The following is a 17,335-nucleotide window of genomic DNA, read 5'->3' as shown; positions in this document are numbered from 1 at the left end:
CATGGACGGCGCTGCGCTGGACGCGGTGGAGGGATTGGCGCGGCGGGCGCTGGCGGGGTCGGGCGATCGGCTGCTGGCGATCGGGCTGTGCGGGGCGCAGGGCAGCGGCAAGTCGACGCTGGCGGCGGGATTGCGGCAAAGGCTGGAAAGCGGCGGGGTTCCCGTAGCGGTCCTTTCCATCGACGATCTGTATCTGACGCGGGCGGAGCGGGAGGCGATGGCGCGGTCGATCCATCCGCTGCTGCGCACCCGCGGCGTGCCGGGGACGCATGACGTGGCGCTGGGGCTGCGGGTGATCGACGCGCTGGAACGGGGAGAGGCGGCCTTGCTGCCGCGCTTCGACAAGGCGTCCGACGACCGCTTGCCGGAGGCGCGCTGGGAAAGGGCGGCTGCGGGGACGCGGCTGCTGCTGCTGGAGGGCTGGTGCGTCGGGGCGCTGCCGCAGGCGCCGGCGGCGCTGGCGGAGCCGGTCAATGCGCTGGAGCGGGAGGAGGATGCGGACGGCGTCTGGCGCGCTTTCGTGAATCGCGCGCTGGCGGAGGATTATCGGCCGCTGTTCGGGCGGCTGGACCGGCTGGTGCTGCTGGCCGCGCCCGGCTTCGGGATCGTCCGGCGCTGGCGGACGCAGCAGGAGCATGAACTGCGCAAGGAAAGGGGAGGCGGCATGTCGGATGCCGGGGTGGCGCGCTTCATCCAGCATTATGAGAGGCTGACGCGGCATATCCTGACGGAGATGCCGCGCCGGGCCGAACTGACGATCGCGCTGGACGAGATGCGCCGGGCGGTCGCGATTCGCGGCGGCTGACGGGCTGTTTCCGGGCAGTGCATGCCCGTCGCGCCGGACCCGATCCAGGCGACGGGATGGAGGAGGGCGCGGCCGGCAGGGACCGCGCCGTCAGTCCTTATTCGGCGGCGTTGGCGGCGGGCGCCTCTGCCGCGTTGGCGGAGGCATTGCCGCCCTCGGCAGCGGCATTGTCGCCGCCGGCTGCCGGGGCCGCATCGGCGGCGGGCAGCGGCAGGTTCGAACCCTGGGTGTTCAGCCAGGCGATCAGATTGGCGCGGTCGGCCGGGTTGCCCAGGCCCGCGAAGGTCATCTTGGTGCCGGGCGCGAATTCACGCGGGCTGGTCAGCCAGTGATCGAGATTCTCGAACGTCCAGTTGCCGCCCTTGCTCTTGAGCGCGTCGGAGAAGGCGAAGCCGCCCTTGCCCTGGCCGATCGGCTCGCCAACCGTGCCGTAGAGGTTGGGGCCGATGCCGTTGGCGCCGCCCTGGTTGATGGTGTGGCAGGCCGCGCACTTGGCGAAGACCTTTTCGCCCGCCGCGACGTCCGCGCTGGCGAGCAGGGTGTTGAGGCCGGGGCCGCTGGCCGCTCCGCCTTCGCCTTCCGCTTCGACGCCTTCGATGGCGTAGCCCATTTTCTCGGGCCGTTCCTCATGGAAGAATTTGGAACTGACGATGGCACCGCCCAGCGCGATGATACCCGCGAACAACGCCCAACCGGCAGCGGTGTTGAAACGATCGCCCATTCGCTCGAATTCCCCTGGATTTCTGTTCTGGCCGCTAGTGTCGCGTCCCCTCTAGCGCGCTGCCATAATGGCGCAAGCGCGAACGCGCAAGCGGGCTTGAACGGGATCGCGCACGCTTTTCATGGCTTTGCGGCCGGAGAGGATGCTTGCGCGGGCGCGATGAAGTGAATAAGCGCGCAGGCGCCCATGGAAAACTATCCCGCCCCCGCCCGCGACCTGGTCGCGGACCTCGCCGCGAAGGCCGCCGTCGATCCCGCTCGCGCCGTCGCCTTCCAGGGCGCGCCGGGCGCCAATTCGCACCTGGCCGCGCTGGATTATGCGCCCGATTGCGTGCCGCTGCCCTGCTTCGCGTTCGAGGATGCGATAGACGCCGTGCGGGAAGGGCGCGCGGCGCGGGCGATCATCCCGATCGAGAACAGCCTGCATGGCCGCGTCGCCGACATGCATTTCCTGCTGCCCGAATCCGGGCTGCACATCGTCGACGAATATTTCCTGCGCATCCGGCACTGCCTGATGGCTGCCGACACCGCGCCGGTGACGAGCGCGGTCAGCCACCCGCAGGCGCTGGGCCAGTGCCGCCATTATCTGCGCGAGCGCGGCATCCAGCCGGTCAGCTATGCCGACACGGCGGGCGCGGCGGCGCTGGTCGCGGAAACGAAGGTTCCCGGCGAAGCGGCCATCGCCCCCTATCTGGCGGCGGAACTCTATGGCCTGCGGCTGGTGGCGGAGAATATCGAGGATAGCGACGACAATATGACGCGCTTCCTGGTGCTCTCGCGAGAGCCGAAGATGCCGGCCGCGGGCGTCGGCCCGGTGATGACCACCTTCCTGTTCGAGGTGAAGAACATCCCGGCCGCCCTCTACAAGGCGATGGGCGGCTTCGCCACCAACGGCGTCAACATGACGAAGCTGGAAAGCTACCAGCGCGGGGCCAGCTTCGCGGCGACCGAATTCTTCTGCGACATAGAGGGAATGCCGGGCGATCCCGCGATAGACCGGGCGCTGGCGGAACTGGAATTCCACACCAAATGGGTGCGCATCCTCGGCAGCTATCGCCAGGCCCGCCCCCGCACTTAAAATCCGCGTCCCCGCACCTGAACGGCGCGTGACGGCGGGCGCGGGACTGCCTATGGTCGGCCCCATGTTCGCCGCGATCCTTCTGTCCGCCCTCGCCATGAGCCTGATCGTGGGCGCGCGCTACCTGCTGGCGAGCGGGGCCTTCGCGCTGGCCACCCGCCATCGCAGGCCGGGCCTCTATACCGGGCTGGACCGCCAGATCCGACGCGAAATCGCCTGGTCGCTGGCGTCCGCGCTGATCTATGGCGCGCCCGCGGGCATCGTCGCCTGGGGCTGGCAGGCGCATGGCTGGACGCTGGTCTATGCCGACGTCCATGCCTTTCCGCTCTGGTATCTGCCTTTGTCGGTGCTGCTCTACCTCGCCGCGCACGACACATGGTTCTACTGGACGCATCGGTGGATGCACCGGCCCCGGCCCTTCCGCATCGCCCATGCCGTGCATCATGCCAGCCGCCCGCCCACGGCCTGGGCCGCGATGAGCTTCCACCCCTGGGAGGCCGTTACCGGCGCTGTGGTGATCCCCGCGCTGGTCTTCCTGATCCCCATCCATGTCGGCGCGCTGGGCGTGGTGCTGACGATCATGACGGTGATGGGCGTCAGCAACCATATGGGGTGGGAGATGTTTCCGCGCCGGATGGTGCGGGGGCCTGCAGGCCGCTGGCTGATCACCGCGAGCCATCACCAGCGGCACCATGAACGATATGCGTGCAATTACGGCCTCTATTTCCGATTCTGGGACCGGCTGTGCGGCACCGACGCGGGATTGGGCAGCTTCAGGGAGGCGGCGTGAGAATCGGAACGGTCTTGTTGGTCGCGGCGGCGGCGATGGCGGTGGCCGCCGCCCCGCCGGACATGGGCCAGCCGCTCAGCATGGACGTGCAGGGCCTGCGCTCGGCCAGAGGCAATTTCCTGATCTGCGTCACGCGGCAGGCGGCCCATTTCCCCGATTGCAGCAAAGATCCGGAGGGACGGCATTTCACCCTGCCCGTAACCTCCGGCGCCGTCGCGCTCGGCCGGATGGAGCCGGGCACCTATGCCATCGCGATCATCCACGACGAAAACGGCAACGGAAAACTGGACACGTTCGCAGGCATCCCGCGCGAGGGCGTGGGCTTTTCCCGCAACCCCGCGATCCGCTTCGGCGCGCCCAGCTTCCGCTCGGCGCAATTCGCCGTGACGGGCGCGGCGGTGCGGCAGGACATAAAGGTCAAATATTTCCTCTGAGAAATGACCATCAGAGCCCCTCCCCTTTAGGTTCAAACGAGGCACGTGACTCGTTTGAAGGGTTGGGGTGGGGGCGCGCCCAACCATCCGACTTGGCCTGTAAGGCACGCCCCCACCCCTCAATCCCCTCCCCTTAAGGGGAGGGGAAGATCAAGCGCCCACCCTCCCTTGTTCCAATGGGGTGACGCCCCACATAAGGCGCTGTATGAGGGCGGCTTGAAAACCGCGTTTGCAGCAGGAGATGAGTGAAGTGGCGACCCTTGGACTGAGCGAGGCCGACAAGGCATCGGTGGAGGCTTTCCGCCGCGATGTGGTGGAGCCGTCGCGCAACCAGTTGGTGATCGTCGATTTCTGGGCCGAATGGTGCGGCCCCTGCAAGCAGCTTGCGCCCGTGATCGAGAAGGTGTGCGCCGACTATGCGGCCAAGGGCGTCAAGCTGGTCAAGATCAACGTCGATGAGGACAAGTTCATCGCCGCCCAGTTCCGCGTCCAGTCGATCCCCACCGTCTATGCCGTGTTCCAGGGCCAGCCTGTCGCCGACCTCAGCCAGGCGCGGACCGAGGGGCAGTTCAAGCAATATCTCGACCAGTTGCTGAGCCAGTTGCCGATCGAATCGGAGGAGAAGGCGCAGCTTGAGGAAATCGCGCCGCTGATCGCCATGGGCGAGGAGATGCTGGCGGGCGGAGAGCCGGAACGGGCGCTTTCCGTGTTCCAGCAGATTGCGCAGATGGTGCCGGACAATGCCGACGTCGCTTCGGGCGAGGCGCGGGCGCTGGTGGCGCTGGGGCGGCTGGACGAGGCGGAGGCGGCGCTGGCGGCCCTGCCCGCCGACGTGGCGAAGGACCAGGCGGTGGAGCGCGCCCGCGCCGCCATCGCGCTCGCCCGCGACGCGAAGCCGGTGGCCGACCTGTCGGGCATCGAGGCGAAAGTGGCTGCCGACGCGGACGATCATGAAGCCCGCTTCGAACTGGCGAACGGCCTGATGGCCAATGGCGACCGCGACGGCGCGGCCGAACAATTGCTGGAGATCGTGCGGCGCGACCGGGCGTGGAACGACGGCGCGGCGCGGGCGCAGCTCCTCAAGCTGTTCGAGGCGACGGGGCTGGAAGACCCCTGGGTCGCGGCCCAGCGGCGCAGGCTTTCGCAGATTCTCTTTTCCTGACCGGCGCTGCGGCATGGCGCGCGTCTCGATCTTTCCCCTGCCGGGCGCGCTGCTGCTGCCGGGCATGGAATTGCCGCTCCATATCTTCGAGCCGCGCTATCAGGCGATGATCCATGACGCCATGGCGCGGGACAGGCGCATCGGCATGATCCAGCCGAGGGAAGAAGGGGTGAAGCCCGCGCTGTTCGACATGGGATGCCTGGGCCACATCACCCATATCGAGGCGCTGGACGGCGGCCGCTACAATATCCTGCTGAAGGGGATTGCGCGCTTTCGGGTGGTGCGGGAACTGGCCGTGCCGACCGCCTTCCGCCAGATCGAGGCGGATGTGGAGCCGGTTGCGCAGGAGGATGAAATCCTCTCCGCCGTGGAGCGGGCGGCGCTGGAGCAGGAATCGCGACGCTTTGCCGATGCGCTGGGCTATGTGGTCGACTGGACGGCGGTGTCGCGGCTGGACGACATGGCGCTGGTGAACGGGATCGCCCAGATCGTGCCCTTCGATCCGGCGGCCAAGCAGACCCTGCTGGAGGCGGATACGCTGGGCGAAAGGGCCGACCGGATCATCCAGTTGATGCAGATCGTCGGGCGGATCGAACGCGACGGCGGCGCGACCATGCAATGAGCGCCACGCTCGACCCGGCGCTGCTCGCGAAGCTGGTCTGCCCGGTGACGCGCATGCCGCTGCGCTGGGATGCGGAGCGGAGCGAATTGCTGTCCGATGCGGCGGGGCTTGCCTTTCCGGTGCGGGATGGCGTCCCCGTGCTGGTGGTGCGGGAAGCGCGGGCCATGGCGGAGTGACGCGGCGCTACCGGCCTATTTCCGTCTCCAGCGATCCCAAGCGCCGGTTCACGCCGCTCCGTCGGTATCCAGCGCATAGCCGGCCGAGCGCACCGTGCGGATGATGTCGCGATGGCGGCCGTCCGCGTTGATCGCCTTGCGCAGGCGGCGGATATGCACGTCCACCGTGCGCAGTTCGATGTCGCTGTCCTGCCCCCATACGCTGTCCAGCAGCCGCTCGCGGGAGAAGACCCAGCCGGGATGCTCCAGGAAATGCTTGAGCAGGCGGAATTCCGTGGGGCCGAGCGGGATCACCTGGCCGCCGCGACGGACCTTGTGCCCCACCGTGTCCATCTCCACATCCGCGAAGGTCAGCGTCTCGCCCGCCAGCGCCGGGCGCACGCGCCGCAGCACCGCGCCGACGCGCGCCACCAGTTCGCGGGGCGAGAAGGGCTTGGTCACATAATCGTCCGCGCCCGTTTCGAGCCCGCGCACGCGATCCTCCTCCTCGCCCCTCGCGGTCAGCATGATGATCGGCACGTTGGCCGTGCCGTTCATGCGGCGCAGGCGGCGGCAGACCTCTATGCCCGACAGGCTTTCCACCATCCAGTCGAGCAGCACGATGTCGGGCATGTTTTCCTGCGCCAGAAGCAGCGCTTCCTCGCCGTCCACCGTATGGACGACCTCGAAATCCTCGCGCTTGAAGTGCCAGATGAGCAGTTCGGCCAGCGCCGCGTCATCCTCCACCAGCAGCATCCTGGCCCGCGCCATGTTCAGCCCTCCGCCGCCGCGCCGCCGCGTTCGCGGTCGGGCAGGGTCTGGCCGGTCGCGGCATAATAGACCATCTCCGCCACATTGGTGGCATGGTCGCCGATCCGCTCGATATTCTTGGCGATGAACAGCAGATGGGCGCATTCGCTGATCGTCTTGGGATTTTCGACCATGAAGGTGACGAGCGTGCGGAAGACGCTGTTGTAGAAATCGTCCACCACCGTGTCGCGCTCGACCACGGCGACGGCCAGTTCCGCATCCCGCGCCGCGAAGGCGTTGAGGGCATCCTGCACCATCTCCGCCGCGACCTGCCCCATGGAGGGAAGAAGCGCGATGGGTTCCTGCGTCCGCTGGTTGGCGGCGATCAGGGGCACGCGCTTGGCGATGTTCTTGGCATAGTCGCCGATCCGCTCGACCACGCCGACGATCTTCAATGCCGCGATCACGTCGCGCAGGTCGTTGGCCATCGGGGCGCGGAGCGCGATGATCTCGATGGCGAGCTTCTCCACCTCCGCCTCTATGGCGTCGATGCGCTTGTCGTCGGCGACGACCTCCGCCGCCAGCGCCTCGTCATGGCGTTGCAGCGCCAGCATCGCCTTTTCGATGGCCGATTCGGCGCGGCCGCCCATTTCGGCGATCAGGCCGCGCAGCTTGTCCATCTCCTGATCGAACGCCTTGATCGTATGTTCTGCCATGTCCGTTCTCCCCCGGTATCAGCCGTAGCGTCCGGTGATGTAATCCTTCGTCCGTTCCTGCTTCGGATTGGTGAATATGTCCGACGTCACGCCATATTCGACCAGTTCGCCCAGGTGGAAGAAGGCCGTCCGCTGCGACACGCGGGCCGCCTGCTGCATATTGTGCGTCACGATCACGATGGCGTAGCGGCCGCGCAGTTCGTGGATCAGTTCCTCGATCTTCGCCGTCGCGATGGGGTCCAGCGCGGAGCATGGCTCGTCCATCAGGATCACTTCCGGTTCGACGGCGATGGCGCGGCCGATGCACAGGCGCTGCTGCTGACCGCCCGACAATGCGGTGCCGCTGTCGTGCAGCCGGTCCTTCACCTCGTCCCAAAGCCCCGCCCGGCGCAGCGATTTCTCGACGATCACGTCCAGGTCCGCCTTCGCATGGGCCAGGCCATGGATGCGCGGGCCATAGGCGATGTTCTCGTAGATCGACTTGGGAAAGGGGTTGGGCTTCTGGAACACCATGCCGACGCGGGCGCGCAGTTGCACCACGTCCATGCTGGGGGCGTAGATGTCCTCCCCGTCCAGCGTGATCGCGCCTTCGACACGCGCGCTGGCCACGGTGTCGTTCATGCGATTGAGCGTCCGCAGGAAGGTCGACTTGCCGCAGCCCGACGGGCCGATGAAGGCGGTGACATTGTCCATGTCGACATCGATCGACACGCCCTTGATGGCCTGCTTGTCGCCATAGAAGACCCTGACGTCGCGGGCCGTCATCTTGGGCTCTGCGGCAGGGGCCAGCGTCTGTTGTTCATGCATCATGGCTGTCATCGCGGTCACCACCGCCTTTCGAACTTGTTGCGCAGGTAGATGGCGAGGCCGTTCATCGCGAGCAGGAAGACCAGCAGGACGATGATGGCGGCGGAGGTCTTTTCGACGAAGCCCTTGGAGACTTCGTCGGACCAGAGGAAGATCTGCACCGGCAGCACGGTCGCCGGATCGGTGATCCCGCCGGGCGGCGTGGCGATGAAGGCGCGCATGCCGATCATCAGCAGCGGCGCGGTTTCCCCCAAGGCGCGGGCCATGCCGATGATGGTGCCGGTGAGGATGCCGGGCAGGGCCAGCGGCAGGACATGGTGGAACACCACCTGCACCGGGCTGGCCCCGATGCCGAGCGCCGCGTCGCGGATGCTGGGCGGCACGGACTTGATGGCGTTGCGGCCCGCGATGACGATGACCGGCATGGTCATCAGCGCCAGCGTCATGCCGCCGACCAGCGCGGCCGATCGCGGCAGGTGCAGGAAGTTGAGGAAGATCGACAGGCCCAGCAGGCCGAAGATGATGGAGGGGACGGCGGCAAGGTTGTTGATCGACACTTCGATGATGTCGGTCATCCAGTTCTTGCGCGCATATTCCTCCAGATAGACGGCGGTCGCGACCCCGATGGGAAAGCTGAGCGCCAGCGTCACCAGCATGGTCAGCAGCGACCCCTTGAACGCGCCCCAGATGCCGACCTGGGTCGGATCGGTGCCGTCGCTCGCGGTCAGGAAGCCCCAGTTGATGCCGGTCGTCAGCAGGCCCGCCTTATCCAGCCGGGCCACCGCCGCTTCCGCTTCGGGCGACCCGTCGCTCTTGGCGGCCAGGTCTATGGCGGTGGCGGCGGGCAGCCTGATCGTCACCGTCTGCGCCAGGATCTTCGGATCGGCCTTGATCGCGTCGCGCAGCGCGGTCCAGGCGGTGGGTGCCACCCATTGTTCGGCATCGGCGCCCAGCGCCTTCTTCACGACCTCGCCCGTCACCATCGGCAGGTTGGCGTTGGCGAGCGCCTGGTCGGTGATGGCGTTGGGGTCGAGCAGCAGCGGGGAGGCGGGGAAGTCCACCTTCACCGCGATCTCCGTCCCGGTGAAGCCGCGCAGGCCGTTGCCGACCATGGTGAACAGCAGGAAAGCGAGGAAAGCGGCGGACAGCAGCACGGCGAACAGCCCTGCGGCCCTGAAGCGGCGCTCGGCGGCATAGCGCCGGGCGATCCGCCTGCGCATCGCGTCCGACTTCCAGTCGGTGGGGAGGCGTTCAGCGGTCATCAGTCGTAAGCCTCGCGATATTTCTTCACGACCCGCAGGGCCACGATGTTGAGCAGCAGCGTGACGATGAACAGCACCAGCCCCAGGGCGAAGGCCGCCAGCGTCTTGGCGCTGTCGAATTCCTGGTCGCCGGTCAGAAGCTGGACGATCTGCGTCGTCACCGTCGTCACGCTGGCGAAGGGGTTGAGCGTCAGGTTGGCGGCCAGGCCCGCCGCCATCACCACGATCATCGTCTCGCCGATGGCGCGGCTGACGGCCAGCAGCACGCCGCCGACCACGCCGGGCAGCGCGGCGGGGATCAGCACGCGGCGGATCGTCTCGCTGGTGGTGGCGCCCATGGCGAGGCTGCCGTCGCGCATCGACTGGGGCACGGCGGCGATGCTGTCGTCGGCCATGGAGGAGACGAAGGGAATGATCATCACGCCCATCACCAGCCCCGCGGCCAGCGCGCTTTCCGAAGACGCGCCGTGGATGCCGATCGCCACGGCGAAGTCGCGCAGCGCCGGGGCGATGGTGAGCGCCGCGAAATAGCCGTAGACCACGGTCGGGACGCCCGCCAGCATCTCCAGCGTCGGCTTCATCCACCTGCGCACGGTCGGGCTGGCATATTGGGTGAGGTAGATGGCGCTCATCAGGCCGAGCGGGATGGCGACGGCCATGGCGATGATCGCGCCGATGAAGATGGTCCCCCAGAACAGCGGCACCGCGCCGAAGGCGTCGTCATTGCCATAGCCGAGCGCGGCCGATTGCGGGCTCCACTTGGCGCCGAACAGGAAATCGAGGGGGCTGACCATGGAAAAGAAGCGGAAGCTCTCCCACAGCAGGGATGCGACGATGCCCAGCGTCGTGACGATGGCCAGCAGGGAAGCGATCAGCAGGGTCGCCATCACCAGCCGCTCGACCCGCGTGCGCGCCCGGAAATCGGGGCGGACGCGGGTGAAGGCATAGGCCCCCCCGGCAAAGGCCAGCATGATCGCCAGCGCCGTGCCCGCCAGCCCATATTTGCCGATGGCGTCCCTATATGGTTCGACCAGGCCCTGCGACAGCGGGTTGAACGCCCCCGCCTGCATCCCCGTGGCGATGGCCCGCGCCTCGCCCAATATGGCGGAGCGCGAGAAATCGTCGGCGGGCAGGGCCTGCGCCGCCGGGCTGCCCAGCACGTCCTGCGTGACCAGGCCCGGCGCGACATTCGCCCAGACCGCCAGGAAGATGCCGGCGGGCATCAGCGTCCAGAGCGCGACATACCAGCCATGATAGCCCGGCAGGCTATGCACGGCGTCGCGGCGGCCGGAGGCCCGCGCCGCGCCTTGCAGCCGCAGCGCGCGGGCGCGGGCGCTGACCCAGGCTATGGCGCCCAGGCCAGCCAGCAGCAGGAAGGTGGCGGAACCTGTCATCTCGCCTGTCTTACTTGAGCTGCGAACCGTCGAGGACCGCCAGCGACTTGACGGTTGCCGCGCTCGCCTTGCGCACGTCCTCCGGCGCGGCGACCATGCCGCGCCTGGTCAGCGCGCCGTTGGGATCCCAGTTCGCCGCGAAAGTGTCGAGATAGGCCTGAAGCCCCGGAATGGCCTGCATATGCGCCTTCTTGACGTAGATGTAGAGCGGGCGCGCGCCGGGATATTGGCTGGTGGACACGGTTTCATAGGTCGCCTCGACGCCGTTGATGGAAACGTCCTTCAGCCTGTCCTTGTTCTCCTCCAGGAAGCTGTAGCCGAACACGCCGAGCGCGTTGGGATTGGCGCCCAGCTTCTGGACGATCAGATTGTCGTTTTCGCCGGAGTCCACATATTTGCCGTCCTCGCGGATGCGGGTGCAGGTGGCCTTGAACTCGTCCTCGCTCTTTTCCTTGAGCGCCTTCATCGCCGGGTCGCTCTCGCAGCCCTTGGTCAGGATCAGTTCGGCCAGCGAATCGCGGGTGCCGCTGGTGGACGGCGGGCCGAAGACGGAAATCGGCGTGGCGGGCAGGCTGGGGTCGACATCCTTCCAGCTTTGCGCCTTGTTCGGACCCTTGCCATAGGGATTGGCGGCCAGCGCCTCATAGACGATCCTGGGGGTCAGCTTGAGGCCGGGACCGTTCTTCGATTCCGCGAAGGCCAGGCCGTCCACGCCGATCTGGATTTCGACGATGTCCGTGACGCCGTTCTTCCGGCAATCCTCGAATTCCGACTTCTTCATGCGGCGCGAGGCGTTGGCGATGTCGGGGTGCTGCGCCCCCACGCCCTGGCAAAACAGCTTCATGCCGCCGCCGGTGCCGGTCGATTCGACGATGGGCGACTTCATGCCGGGATTGCCCTGAACGAACATCTCGGCAATCGCGGTGGCGAAGGGGTAGACGGTGGAGGAGCCGACGGCGCGGATCTGGTCGCGGGTGGCGCCGGCCCCGCCGCCGGACTGCTGGCCGCAGCCGGCAAGAGTGAGTGCGGCGGCGGTCGCGGTCATCAGGGCAAAATGCTTCACCGGAAAATCTCCTTCGTCAAAAGGCCGCGATTCGCTTTTCGCCGCCCCCCTCTGGGCACGCGCCGTAGCCGCGGTACGTCGCGCCTTTGTGACAATGGGATTGCATTTTTATGACATTGACGGCGGAAGGCCGCGCTGTCGCCGTCTTTTTTCGTTCAGGCCTTTGCCGCGACCGCCTTTTCCTCGGCGGCGAAGCGGGGAAGCAGGATGGAGATGGTGGTGCCCTTGCCCAGCACGCTGGCGATGTCCAGCCGTCCGCGATGCCGTTCCACGATATGCTTGACGATGGCGAGGCCCAGCCCCGTGCCGCCCACCGCCCGGCTGCGCCCCGAATCGACGCGGTAGAAGCGTTCGGTGAGGCGCGGCAGGTGATCGGGGCCGATGCCTTCGCCCTCATCCGCGACGGTCAGCCGCAACAGGCCGTTCGGCCCATCGGACAGGGACACGCGGATCGGCGTGCCGGCCCGGCCATATTTGACCGAATTGCCGATCAGATTATGGAGCAGTTGGGACAGTTGGGCGCGGTCGCCCTGCGCTTCGGGCAGGCCGGGCGCGATCTCCATCTCCACGTCGCGCCCGCGTTCGCTGTGGCTGGCGCGGAACACGCCCACCACTTCGGCCACCAGGCCGGACAGGTCGACCGCGCTTTCGGGCAGCCTGTGTTTCTCCGCCTCGATGCGGGAAAGGGAGATGAGGTCGTCGATCAGCCGCTGCATCCGCCGCGCCTCCCCGTCCATGATCTTCAGGAAGCGCTGCCGGGTTTCGTCGTCCTTGCCCAGTTCCGGGTCGGCCAGCGTCTCTATGAAGCCCAATATGCCCGCGAGCGGGGTGCGCAGTTCGTGGCTGGCGTTGGCGACGAAATCGACGCGCATCTTTTCCGCCGCATGGGCGCCGCTATGGTCGGCCAGATGGACGAGCCGCCGGACATGGCCGTCCTCCCCCACCGGCGCGATCCGCATCTGCCAGCGCTGGTCGCGGGCGCCCAGGCCGACCAGTTCGATCGTCACCGGCTCGGCCAGCGGTGCCTGGCTGGCGAGCCGTTCGGCGGCGGCGGGATGGCGGATGGCGATGCGGGCATCCTCCCCCTCTATATGCGCGCCCAGCAGCCGCTGAGCGGCGCGGTTGGCGGCGACGATCCGGCCCCGCTCGATCAGCATCAGCGGGTCGGCCATGGCCTCCATCAGGTCGCGCGCGTCGGGATGGGCGACGATGTCCGGCACCTCCGCCAGCATGGTCGACAGGGCGGGTTCGGCGCGATCCGGCCCGGCCGCGCAGATGGCGAGCACCAGCAGCGCCGCCAGCACCGGCAGGAGGATGTCGAGCGGCCCTGCGCCCATCATCAACGCGCCCCCGGTGCCGAGCAGCAGAACGGCCAGCGAGGCGGTGATCTGGGAAGCGGTCAGGCGATTCATGGTTACCATGCTGGAAATTTGAGGCATTTGCTGCAAAGAGGGCCGCAGTAGCCGGCAATTTTTACAATTTGGCAAGCGCGATAGCGGATCAGGATGACATGAGCGAGCCGTTCCCCCCACAGAAGGAAGCCGAGTCGCGGGACGATGCCCCTGCCGCGCCGTCGCGCCGCCAGTTGCTGATGGGCGGCGCCGTCGCGGCATCGGCGATCATATCGATCCGTCCGGCGCTGGCGAACACGGCCGCGTCGGTGCTCAACTGCACGATACCCGTTCCCGACCAGGGCAGGGCCGGCAATTATATCGCGGCCAACGGTCAGGTGGTGCCGGCGGGCACGCAGGGCGCCTTCCCCGCCGGCAAGAGCTTCAGCGGGGAACAGGTCCGCCAGGCCATGCGCGGCGGCCGGCTGCCGGGCGCCGGCTATGAGCAGAATCAGGCCTATCTGAACTATATCCGCCGCCTCCAGTCGGGGACGAGCGGCTTCACCTGCTACGCATCGCTGCAAATGCCCCGCTGAGGGGGGGCGCATCATTTCCACCCGAACTTTTACGGATCGATGGCGTTGACGGCGTCGAGGCTTCGACGATCCGGTCAGGCGCAGCAAGGGCGGCCCCATGTTCCATGCACCCCATTGGGTGAAGCAAGATTGTTCGGTCGCGATCTACCTCTATGAACCCGGCGATGGCGGCCTGGATCGGGTGGCGATCCTGCTCGCCAATCATCTGCTGAAGCGCGGCGTGGACGTGGAATTGTGGATGACGCGGACTGACGGCCCGGTGGCGGGCCTCATCGATCCCGCCGTGCCGGTCCGTCGCGTACCGGCGCCGCCCTTTTCGCGGCGGCTGTCGATGATCGCGCAGTTCCCCGCGCTGGCCGCCATGGTGCGGCGGCGGCGCCCGGATATTCTCTATTCCGCGGGCAATCAGAGCAACATGCTGTGCGCGCTGGCGGCGCTGGGCACGGCGACGCGGGCGGTGGGCCGGATTTCCAACCCGATCGTCCGCCCCGGCCAGCGCGGCCTGTCCGCCTGGATCAGGCGCAGCCGATTCCGCGCGATCGCCCGGGCCAGCGCCATGACCATCGTGATGGGCGAGGCGGACCGGATGACGCTGACGCAGGCCGGGCCGCTCGCGGGCCGGCAGGTGACGCTGCTGCCGCGCCCGACGGTCACGCCGCTGCTGGAACGGCTGCGGCGGCAACGCGGAGCCAGGACCGACGGGCGCCCATGGCATTTCCTGATGGTCGGGCGGCTGGTCGAGCAGAAGGACCATGCGACGGCGCTTCTGGCGCTTGCCCGGCTGAAGCATCTCGACTGGCGCCTGAAGATCGTCGGACGGGGGCCGTTGCGCCGCGACCTGAAGGCGCTTTGCGAGCGGCTGGGGATAGCGGAACGGGTGGATTTTGCGGGCTTCGTCGGCGATCCGGCGGAACTGGCGGCGTTAATGGCGCAGGCCGACCTGCTGCTGCAACCCTCGCGCTGGGAGGGACTCGTCGCGACGCTCATCGAGGCGCTCGGTTGCGGCACGGGGGTCGTCGCAACCGATTCGACGCCGAATATCCGCCCGGTGCTCGCCGCGGCGGGCCAGCATGCGCCGGTGCCGGTGGGCGATGCCGATGCCTTTGCCGATGCGATCCTCTGGGCGCTCGCCCATCCAGCGCCGGCGGCGCGGCTGGGGGAGGCGGTGAAGGAGCATGGCGTCGAAAGCGCGCTCGACGCCTATTTGCGCGCCTTTGTCCGGCTGGCGCGATCCGGCGGCATGCGGTGGCGGGGCGTCGCGCAAAACAGCTTGTCGCGTTAGGCACTTGGCTACGCCTTTGTCTTAAGGATGGCGCGACAGTCCCATCCGAAGGCCGAATTCCGCAACCATGCCAGCCCGCTATTGCCAGGACAGCCCCGACGCCATCCTATGCTGCGCGCTGGAGGATATGGTGCTGCTCTACCACCGCCCATCGGGGCAGACCAATATGACGATCAGCCCGGTGCCGGAGATACTGGCGACGCTGGACGATGGCGCGGCGCTGACGGCGGACGAGATATTGGGGCAGTTGGCCCTGCGCTACGATCCGGGCGAGCCGGGGGAGGCCCTGCCGCTGGTGGAGGCGCATCTGGCGGAACTGGCCGCGCTTGGACTGGTCCGCATCGCGTGAACCATGACCTGACCCTGACGATCGGTCCGGCGACCTTCCGCATCGGATCGGCATGGCGGCAGCCGGTGGAGGCGCTGGCGCGGCTCTATGCCGATTATCCCATGCCGGCCGACGCGATAGCCGACTTCACCGTGCGGCTGGAGCCTGCGGGGCCGTTCCGGCGCTGGTTTCGGCCATCCATCTTCATCACCGGCGATCATGGGCTGGCCGACGCCGCGCCGATGAGCCTTGCCCACGGGCTGCTGGCGGCGGAAATGGGGATGAACCTGCAAATGGCGCTCGGCTGGCGGCGGCACCTGCTGCTCCATGCCTCCAGCGTGGAAAAGGATGGGCGGGCGCTGGTGATGACCGGCGAATCGGGTTCCGGCAAGTCGACGCTGGCCGCGCAACTGGGCGAGCGGGGCTGGCGGCTGATGGGCGACGAATTCGCGCTGCTCGACCTGGAAACCGGGGCGATCTTTCCCTTTCCCCGCCTCGTCTCGCTCAAGAACCGCGCCATCGACGTCATCGCGGCGGAGGCGCCGGCGCAGCGCATGGGGCCGATGCTCGCGGGGACGGCCAAGGGCGATATTCGCCACCTCGTCCCCCGCGGGGAAGCGGTGGCGCGGATGACGGAAGGCGCGCCGCCCGCGCTGCTGCTGTTCCCGCGTTTCGGCCATGAAGCGGACGTGCGCCCGGTCGGCCAGGGGGAGGTCTTCATGCGGCTGACCCAGGCATCGACCAACTATGTCGCGCTGGGCGAGCCGGGCTTTGCGGCGTTGAGCCGCTTTGTCGGGAATGTCCCCGCGCGCGCCATCGACTTTCCGTCGGGCGACGAAGCCATCGCCCTGGTAGAGCGGCTCTGGGAGGAACTGGCATGAATGCCCGGCGGCTGGCGCAGGCCCTGCGCGACCCCGACGGGGTGGCGGCGCTGGATGCGGGCGGGTGGAACGCCCTTGTCGCGATGGCGAGGGCGGAACGGCTGATCGGCACGCTCGCCCTGCGAATCGGGGATCGGCCCGTGCCCGCGGCGGTGCGGCCGATATTGTCCGACGCCCGGCTGGATGCGGAACGCGAGGCCCGGCAGGCATTGTGGGAGGCGGATCGCGCGGCGGAGGCGCTTGCCGGCCAGGACGTGCCGGTCGTGCTGCTCAAGGGCACGGCCTATGCGGCGGCGGGGCTGCGCGCCGGGCAGGGGCGCTTCATCGGCGATCTCGACATATTGGTGCCGCGCGATGCGATGGAGCGGGTGGAGCGGGCGCTGATCGACGCCGGATGGGAATGGGTCAAGGACGACCCCTATGACGACGCCTATTACCGGCAGTGGATGCATGAACTGCCGCCGATGATCCATGCGGCGCGGGACCGGATGATCGACGTGCACCACACCGTCCTGCCGCTGACGGCGCGGCAGACGCCGGATGCGGCGGCGATGATCGCGCAGGCGGTTCCCATCACCAACCAATTGTCCATGCTCTCGCCCGAGGACCGGGTCTGCCACGCGGCGGCGCATCTGCTGGCGGACGGCGATCTGGCGGGGGGGCTTCGCAACCTCTGGGACATATATTGCCTGCTCGACGGCGTTGACGGCGCGGCGCTGGAGGCGCGGGCGGCGCGGCATGGCCTGCTGCCCCATGTGCGGCAGGCGCGGCGGCTGGCCAACGCGCTCTATGGCGAAGGGGCGCGGCTCACGCTCTGGGACCGGATCGTCATGGCCCGGCTGCTGGCGCGCGACGGGTGGGGACGGGAAAGGCGCAGGCTGCTGCGTTTCGCCTTCTACCTGCGGTCCCATTGGCTGCGGATGCCGCCCGCCATGCTGGCGCGGCATCTGTTCGCCAAATGGCGCAGGGGGCATCGGCCTGTTTAGGGTGTATGGGGATTCAGCCCATGGCGGGCTGCAAATAGCGGCTTTCTGCGCTTCCGGTGCTCACGTACTGAAGTACGCTGCGCGCCAGTTCTCGAAATCCACTATTTTCGCCGCGCCCTGAACTGAATCCCCCACACACCCTAGGAAGGGGCGCGAGCAAGATTTTTGCGTCT

The 17,335-nt window shown here is 67.9% G+C and carries 20 protein-coding genes; 12 read left to right on the top strand and 8 right to left on the bottom strand.

What is annotated here, in order from left to right; genetic code table 11:
- Position 1: 1 nt before the first annotated feature.
- A complete protein-coding gene (locus tag Sj15T_RS10870; protein ID WP_013041035.1) occupies positions 2 to 805 on the top strand; it encodes a kinase in 804 nt (267 codons plus the stop codon).
- Between the two features lie 97 nt (positions 806 to 902).
- Here Sj15T_RS10870 and Sj15T_RS10865 read toward each other — a convergent pair whose 3' ends face one another.
- Positions 903 to 1,526, bottom strand: coding sequence for a cytochrome c family protein (locus tag Sj15T_RS10865; RefSeq protein ID WP_013041034.1), 624 nt, complete (start codon positions 1,524 to 1,526; stop codon positions 903 to 905).
- Positions 1,527 to 1,712: 186 nt separating this feature from the next.
- Between Sj15T_RS10865 and Sj15T_RS10860 the strand changes: the two genes are divergently transcribed.
- The 6 genes from Sj15T_RS10860 to Sj15T_RS10835 all read left to right on the top strand — a co-directional run bounded on the left by Sj15T_RS10860 (position 1,713) and on the right by Sj15T_RS10835 (position 5,787).
- Positions 1,713 to 2,603: a prephenate dehydratase gene (locus tag Sj15T_RS10860; RefSeq protein ID WP_013041033.1), complete on the top strand. Its 891-nt coding sequence runs from the start codon at positions 1,713 to 1,715 to the stop codon at positions 2,601 to 2,603.
- A gap of 64 nt (positions 2,604 to 2,667) precedes the next feature.
- Positions 2,668 to 3,393, top strand: coding sequence for a sterol desaturase family protein (locus tag Sj15T_RS10855; RefSeq protein ID WP_041386053.1), 726 nt, complete (start codon positions 2,668 to 2,670; stop codon positions 3,391 to 3,393).
- A gap of 35 nt (positions 3,394 to 3,428) precedes the next feature.
- Positions 3,429 to 3,827, top strand: coding sequence for a DUF2141 domain-containing protein (locus tag Sj15T_RS10850; protein WP_049775172.1), 399 nt, complete (start codon positions 3,429 to 3,431; stop codon positions 3,825 to 3,827).
- Positions 3,828 to 4,077: 250 nt separating this feature from the next.
- Positions 4,078 to 4,989, top strand: coding sequence for a tetratricopeptide repeat protein (locus Sj15T_RS10845; protein ID WP_007687531.1), 912 nt, complete (start codon positions 4,078 to 4,080; stop codon positions 4,987 to 4,989).
- 13 nt (positions 4,990 to 5,002) lie between these two features.
- The gene (locus tag Sj15T_RS10840) at positions 5,003 to 5,611 is read left to right on the top strand and encodes an LON peptidase substrate-binding domain-containing protein (RefSeq protein WP_007687538.1); all 609 of its coding nucleotides are present in this window, start codon (positions 5,003 to 5,005) and stop codon (positions 5,609 to 5,611) included.
- Positions 5,608 to 5,787 (top strand): Trm112 family protein, encoded by a 180-nt coding sequence (locus Sj15T_RS10835; RefSeq protein ID WP_013041030.1) that lies wholly within the window; start codon positions 5,608 to 5,610, stop codon positions 5,785 to 5,787. Before Sj15T_RS10840 ends, Sj15T_RS10835 begins: the two co-directional genes overlap by 4 nt.
- Positions 5,788 to 5,835: 48 nt before the next feature.
- Here Sj15T_RS10835 and phoB read toward each other — a convergent pair whose 3' ends face one another.
- The 7 genes from phoB to Sj15T_RS10800 all read right to left on the bottom strand — a co-directional run bounded on the left by phoB (position 5,836) and on the right by Sj15T_RS10800 (position 13,170).
- Positions 5,836 to 6,537, bottom strand: a complete 702-nt coding sequence (gene phoB / locus Sj15T_RS10830; protein ID WP_013041029.1) for a phosphate regulon transcriptional regulator PhoB — start codon at positions 6,535 to 6,537, stop codon at positions 5,836 to 5,838.
- Between the two features lie 2 nt (positions 6,538 to 6,539).
- The gene (gene phoU, locus Sj15T_RS10825) at positions 6,540 to 7,232 is read right to left on the bottom strand and encodes a phosphate signaling complex protein PhoU (RefSeq protein WP_013041028.1); all 693 of its coding nucleotides are present in this window, start codon (positions 7,230 to 7,232) and stop codon (positions 6,540 to 6,542) included.
- 18 nt (positions 7,233 to 7,250) lie between these two features.
- A complete protein-coding gene (pstB, locus tag Sj15T_RS10820) occupies positions 7,251 to 8,051 on the bottom strand; it encodes a phosphate ABC transporter ATP-binding protein PstB (RefSeq protein ID WP_276525108.1) in 801 nt (266 codons plus the stop codon).
- A gap of 5 nt (positions 8,052 to 8,056) precedes the next feature.
- Positions 8,057 to 9,301, bottom strand: coding sequence for a phosphate ABC transporter permease PstA (pstA, locus tag Sj15T_RS10815; protein WP_013041026.1), 1,245 nt, complete (start codon positions 9,299 to 9,301; stop codon positions 8,057 to 8,059).
- Positions 9,301 to 10,695 (bottom strand): phosphate ABC transporter permease subunit PstC, encoded by a 1,395-nt coding sequence (gene pstC / locus Sj15T_RS10810; protein WP_013041025.1) that lies wholly within the window; start codon positions 10,693 to 10,695, stop codon positions 9,301 to 9,303. The genes pstA and pstC overlap by 1 nt, the downstream gene beginning before the upstream one ends.
- A 10-nt stretch (positions 10,696 to 10,705) precedes the next feature.
- Entirely contained in the window at positions 10,706 to 11,758 is a 1,053-nt protein-coding gene (locus Sj15T_RS10805; protein WP_013041024.1) for a substrate-binding domain-containing protein, read from the bottom strand.
- Positions 11,759 to 11,913: 155 nt separating this feature from the next.
- The gene (locus tag Sj15T_RS10800) at positions 11,914 to 13,170 is read right to left on the bottom strand and encodes an ATP-binding protein (protein ID WP_013041023.1); all 1,257 of its coding nucleotides are present in this window, start codon (positions 13,168 to 13,170) and stop codon (positions 11,914 to 11,916) included.
- 98 nt (positions 13,171 to 13,268) lie between these two features.
- Here Sj15T_RS10800 and Sj15T_RS10795 point away from each other — a divergent pair, with 98 nt between their 5' ends.
- The 5 genes from Sj15T_RS10795 to Sj15T_RS10775 all read left to right on the top strand — a co-directional run bounded on the left by Sj15T_RS10795 (position 13,269) and on the right by Sj15T_RS10775 (position 17,162).
- On the top strand, positions 13,269 to 13,685 hold the full coding sequence (locus Sj15T_RS10795) for a hypothetical protein (RefSeq protein WP_013041022.1): 417 nt from the start codon (positions 13,269 to 13,271) through the stop codon (positions 13,683 to 13,685).
- A 97-nt stretch (positions 13,686 to 13,782) separates the two neighbouring features.
- Complete coding sequence (locus Sj15T_RS10790) at positions 13,783 to 14,967, top strand: glycosyltransferase (protein WP_013041021.1); 1,185 nt, start codon at positions 13,783 to 13,785, stop codon at positions 14,965 to 14,967.
- Positions 14,968 to 15,034: 67 nt separating this feature from the next.
- Positions 15,035 to 15,316, top strand: coding sequence for an HPr-rel-A system PqqD family peptide chaperone (locus tag Sj15T_RS10785; RefSeq protein WP_013041020.1), 282 nt, complete (start codon positions 15,035 to 15,037; stop codon positions 15,314 to 15,316).
- Complete coding sequence (locus tag Sj15T_RS10780) at positions 15,313 to 16,176, top strand: HprK-related kinase A (protein ID WP_013041019.1); 864 nt, start codon at positions 15,313 to 15,315, stop codon at positions 16,174 to 16,176. The genes Sj15T_RS10785 and Sj15T_RS10780 overlap by 4 nt, the downstream gene beginning before the upstream one ends.
- A complete protein-coding gene (locus tag Sj15T_RS10775; protein WP_013041018.1) occupies positions 16,173 to 17,162 on the top strand; it encodes a nucleotidyltransferase family protein in 990 nt (329 codons plus the stop codon). The genes Sj15T_RS10780 and Sj15T_RS10775 overlap by 4 nt, the downstream gene beginning before the upstream one ends.
- Positions 17,163 to 17,335 lie beyond the last annotated feature (173 nt).

Origin of the sequence: Sphingobium sp. TA15 (assembly GCF_037101235.1) — a bacterium.
Taxonomy (GTDB): Bacteria; Pseudomonadota; Alphaproteobacteria; order Sphingomonadales; family Sphingomonadaceae; genus Sphingobium; species Sphingobium indicum.
This window is presented reverse-complemented; position numbering and strand designations above follow the sequence as displayed.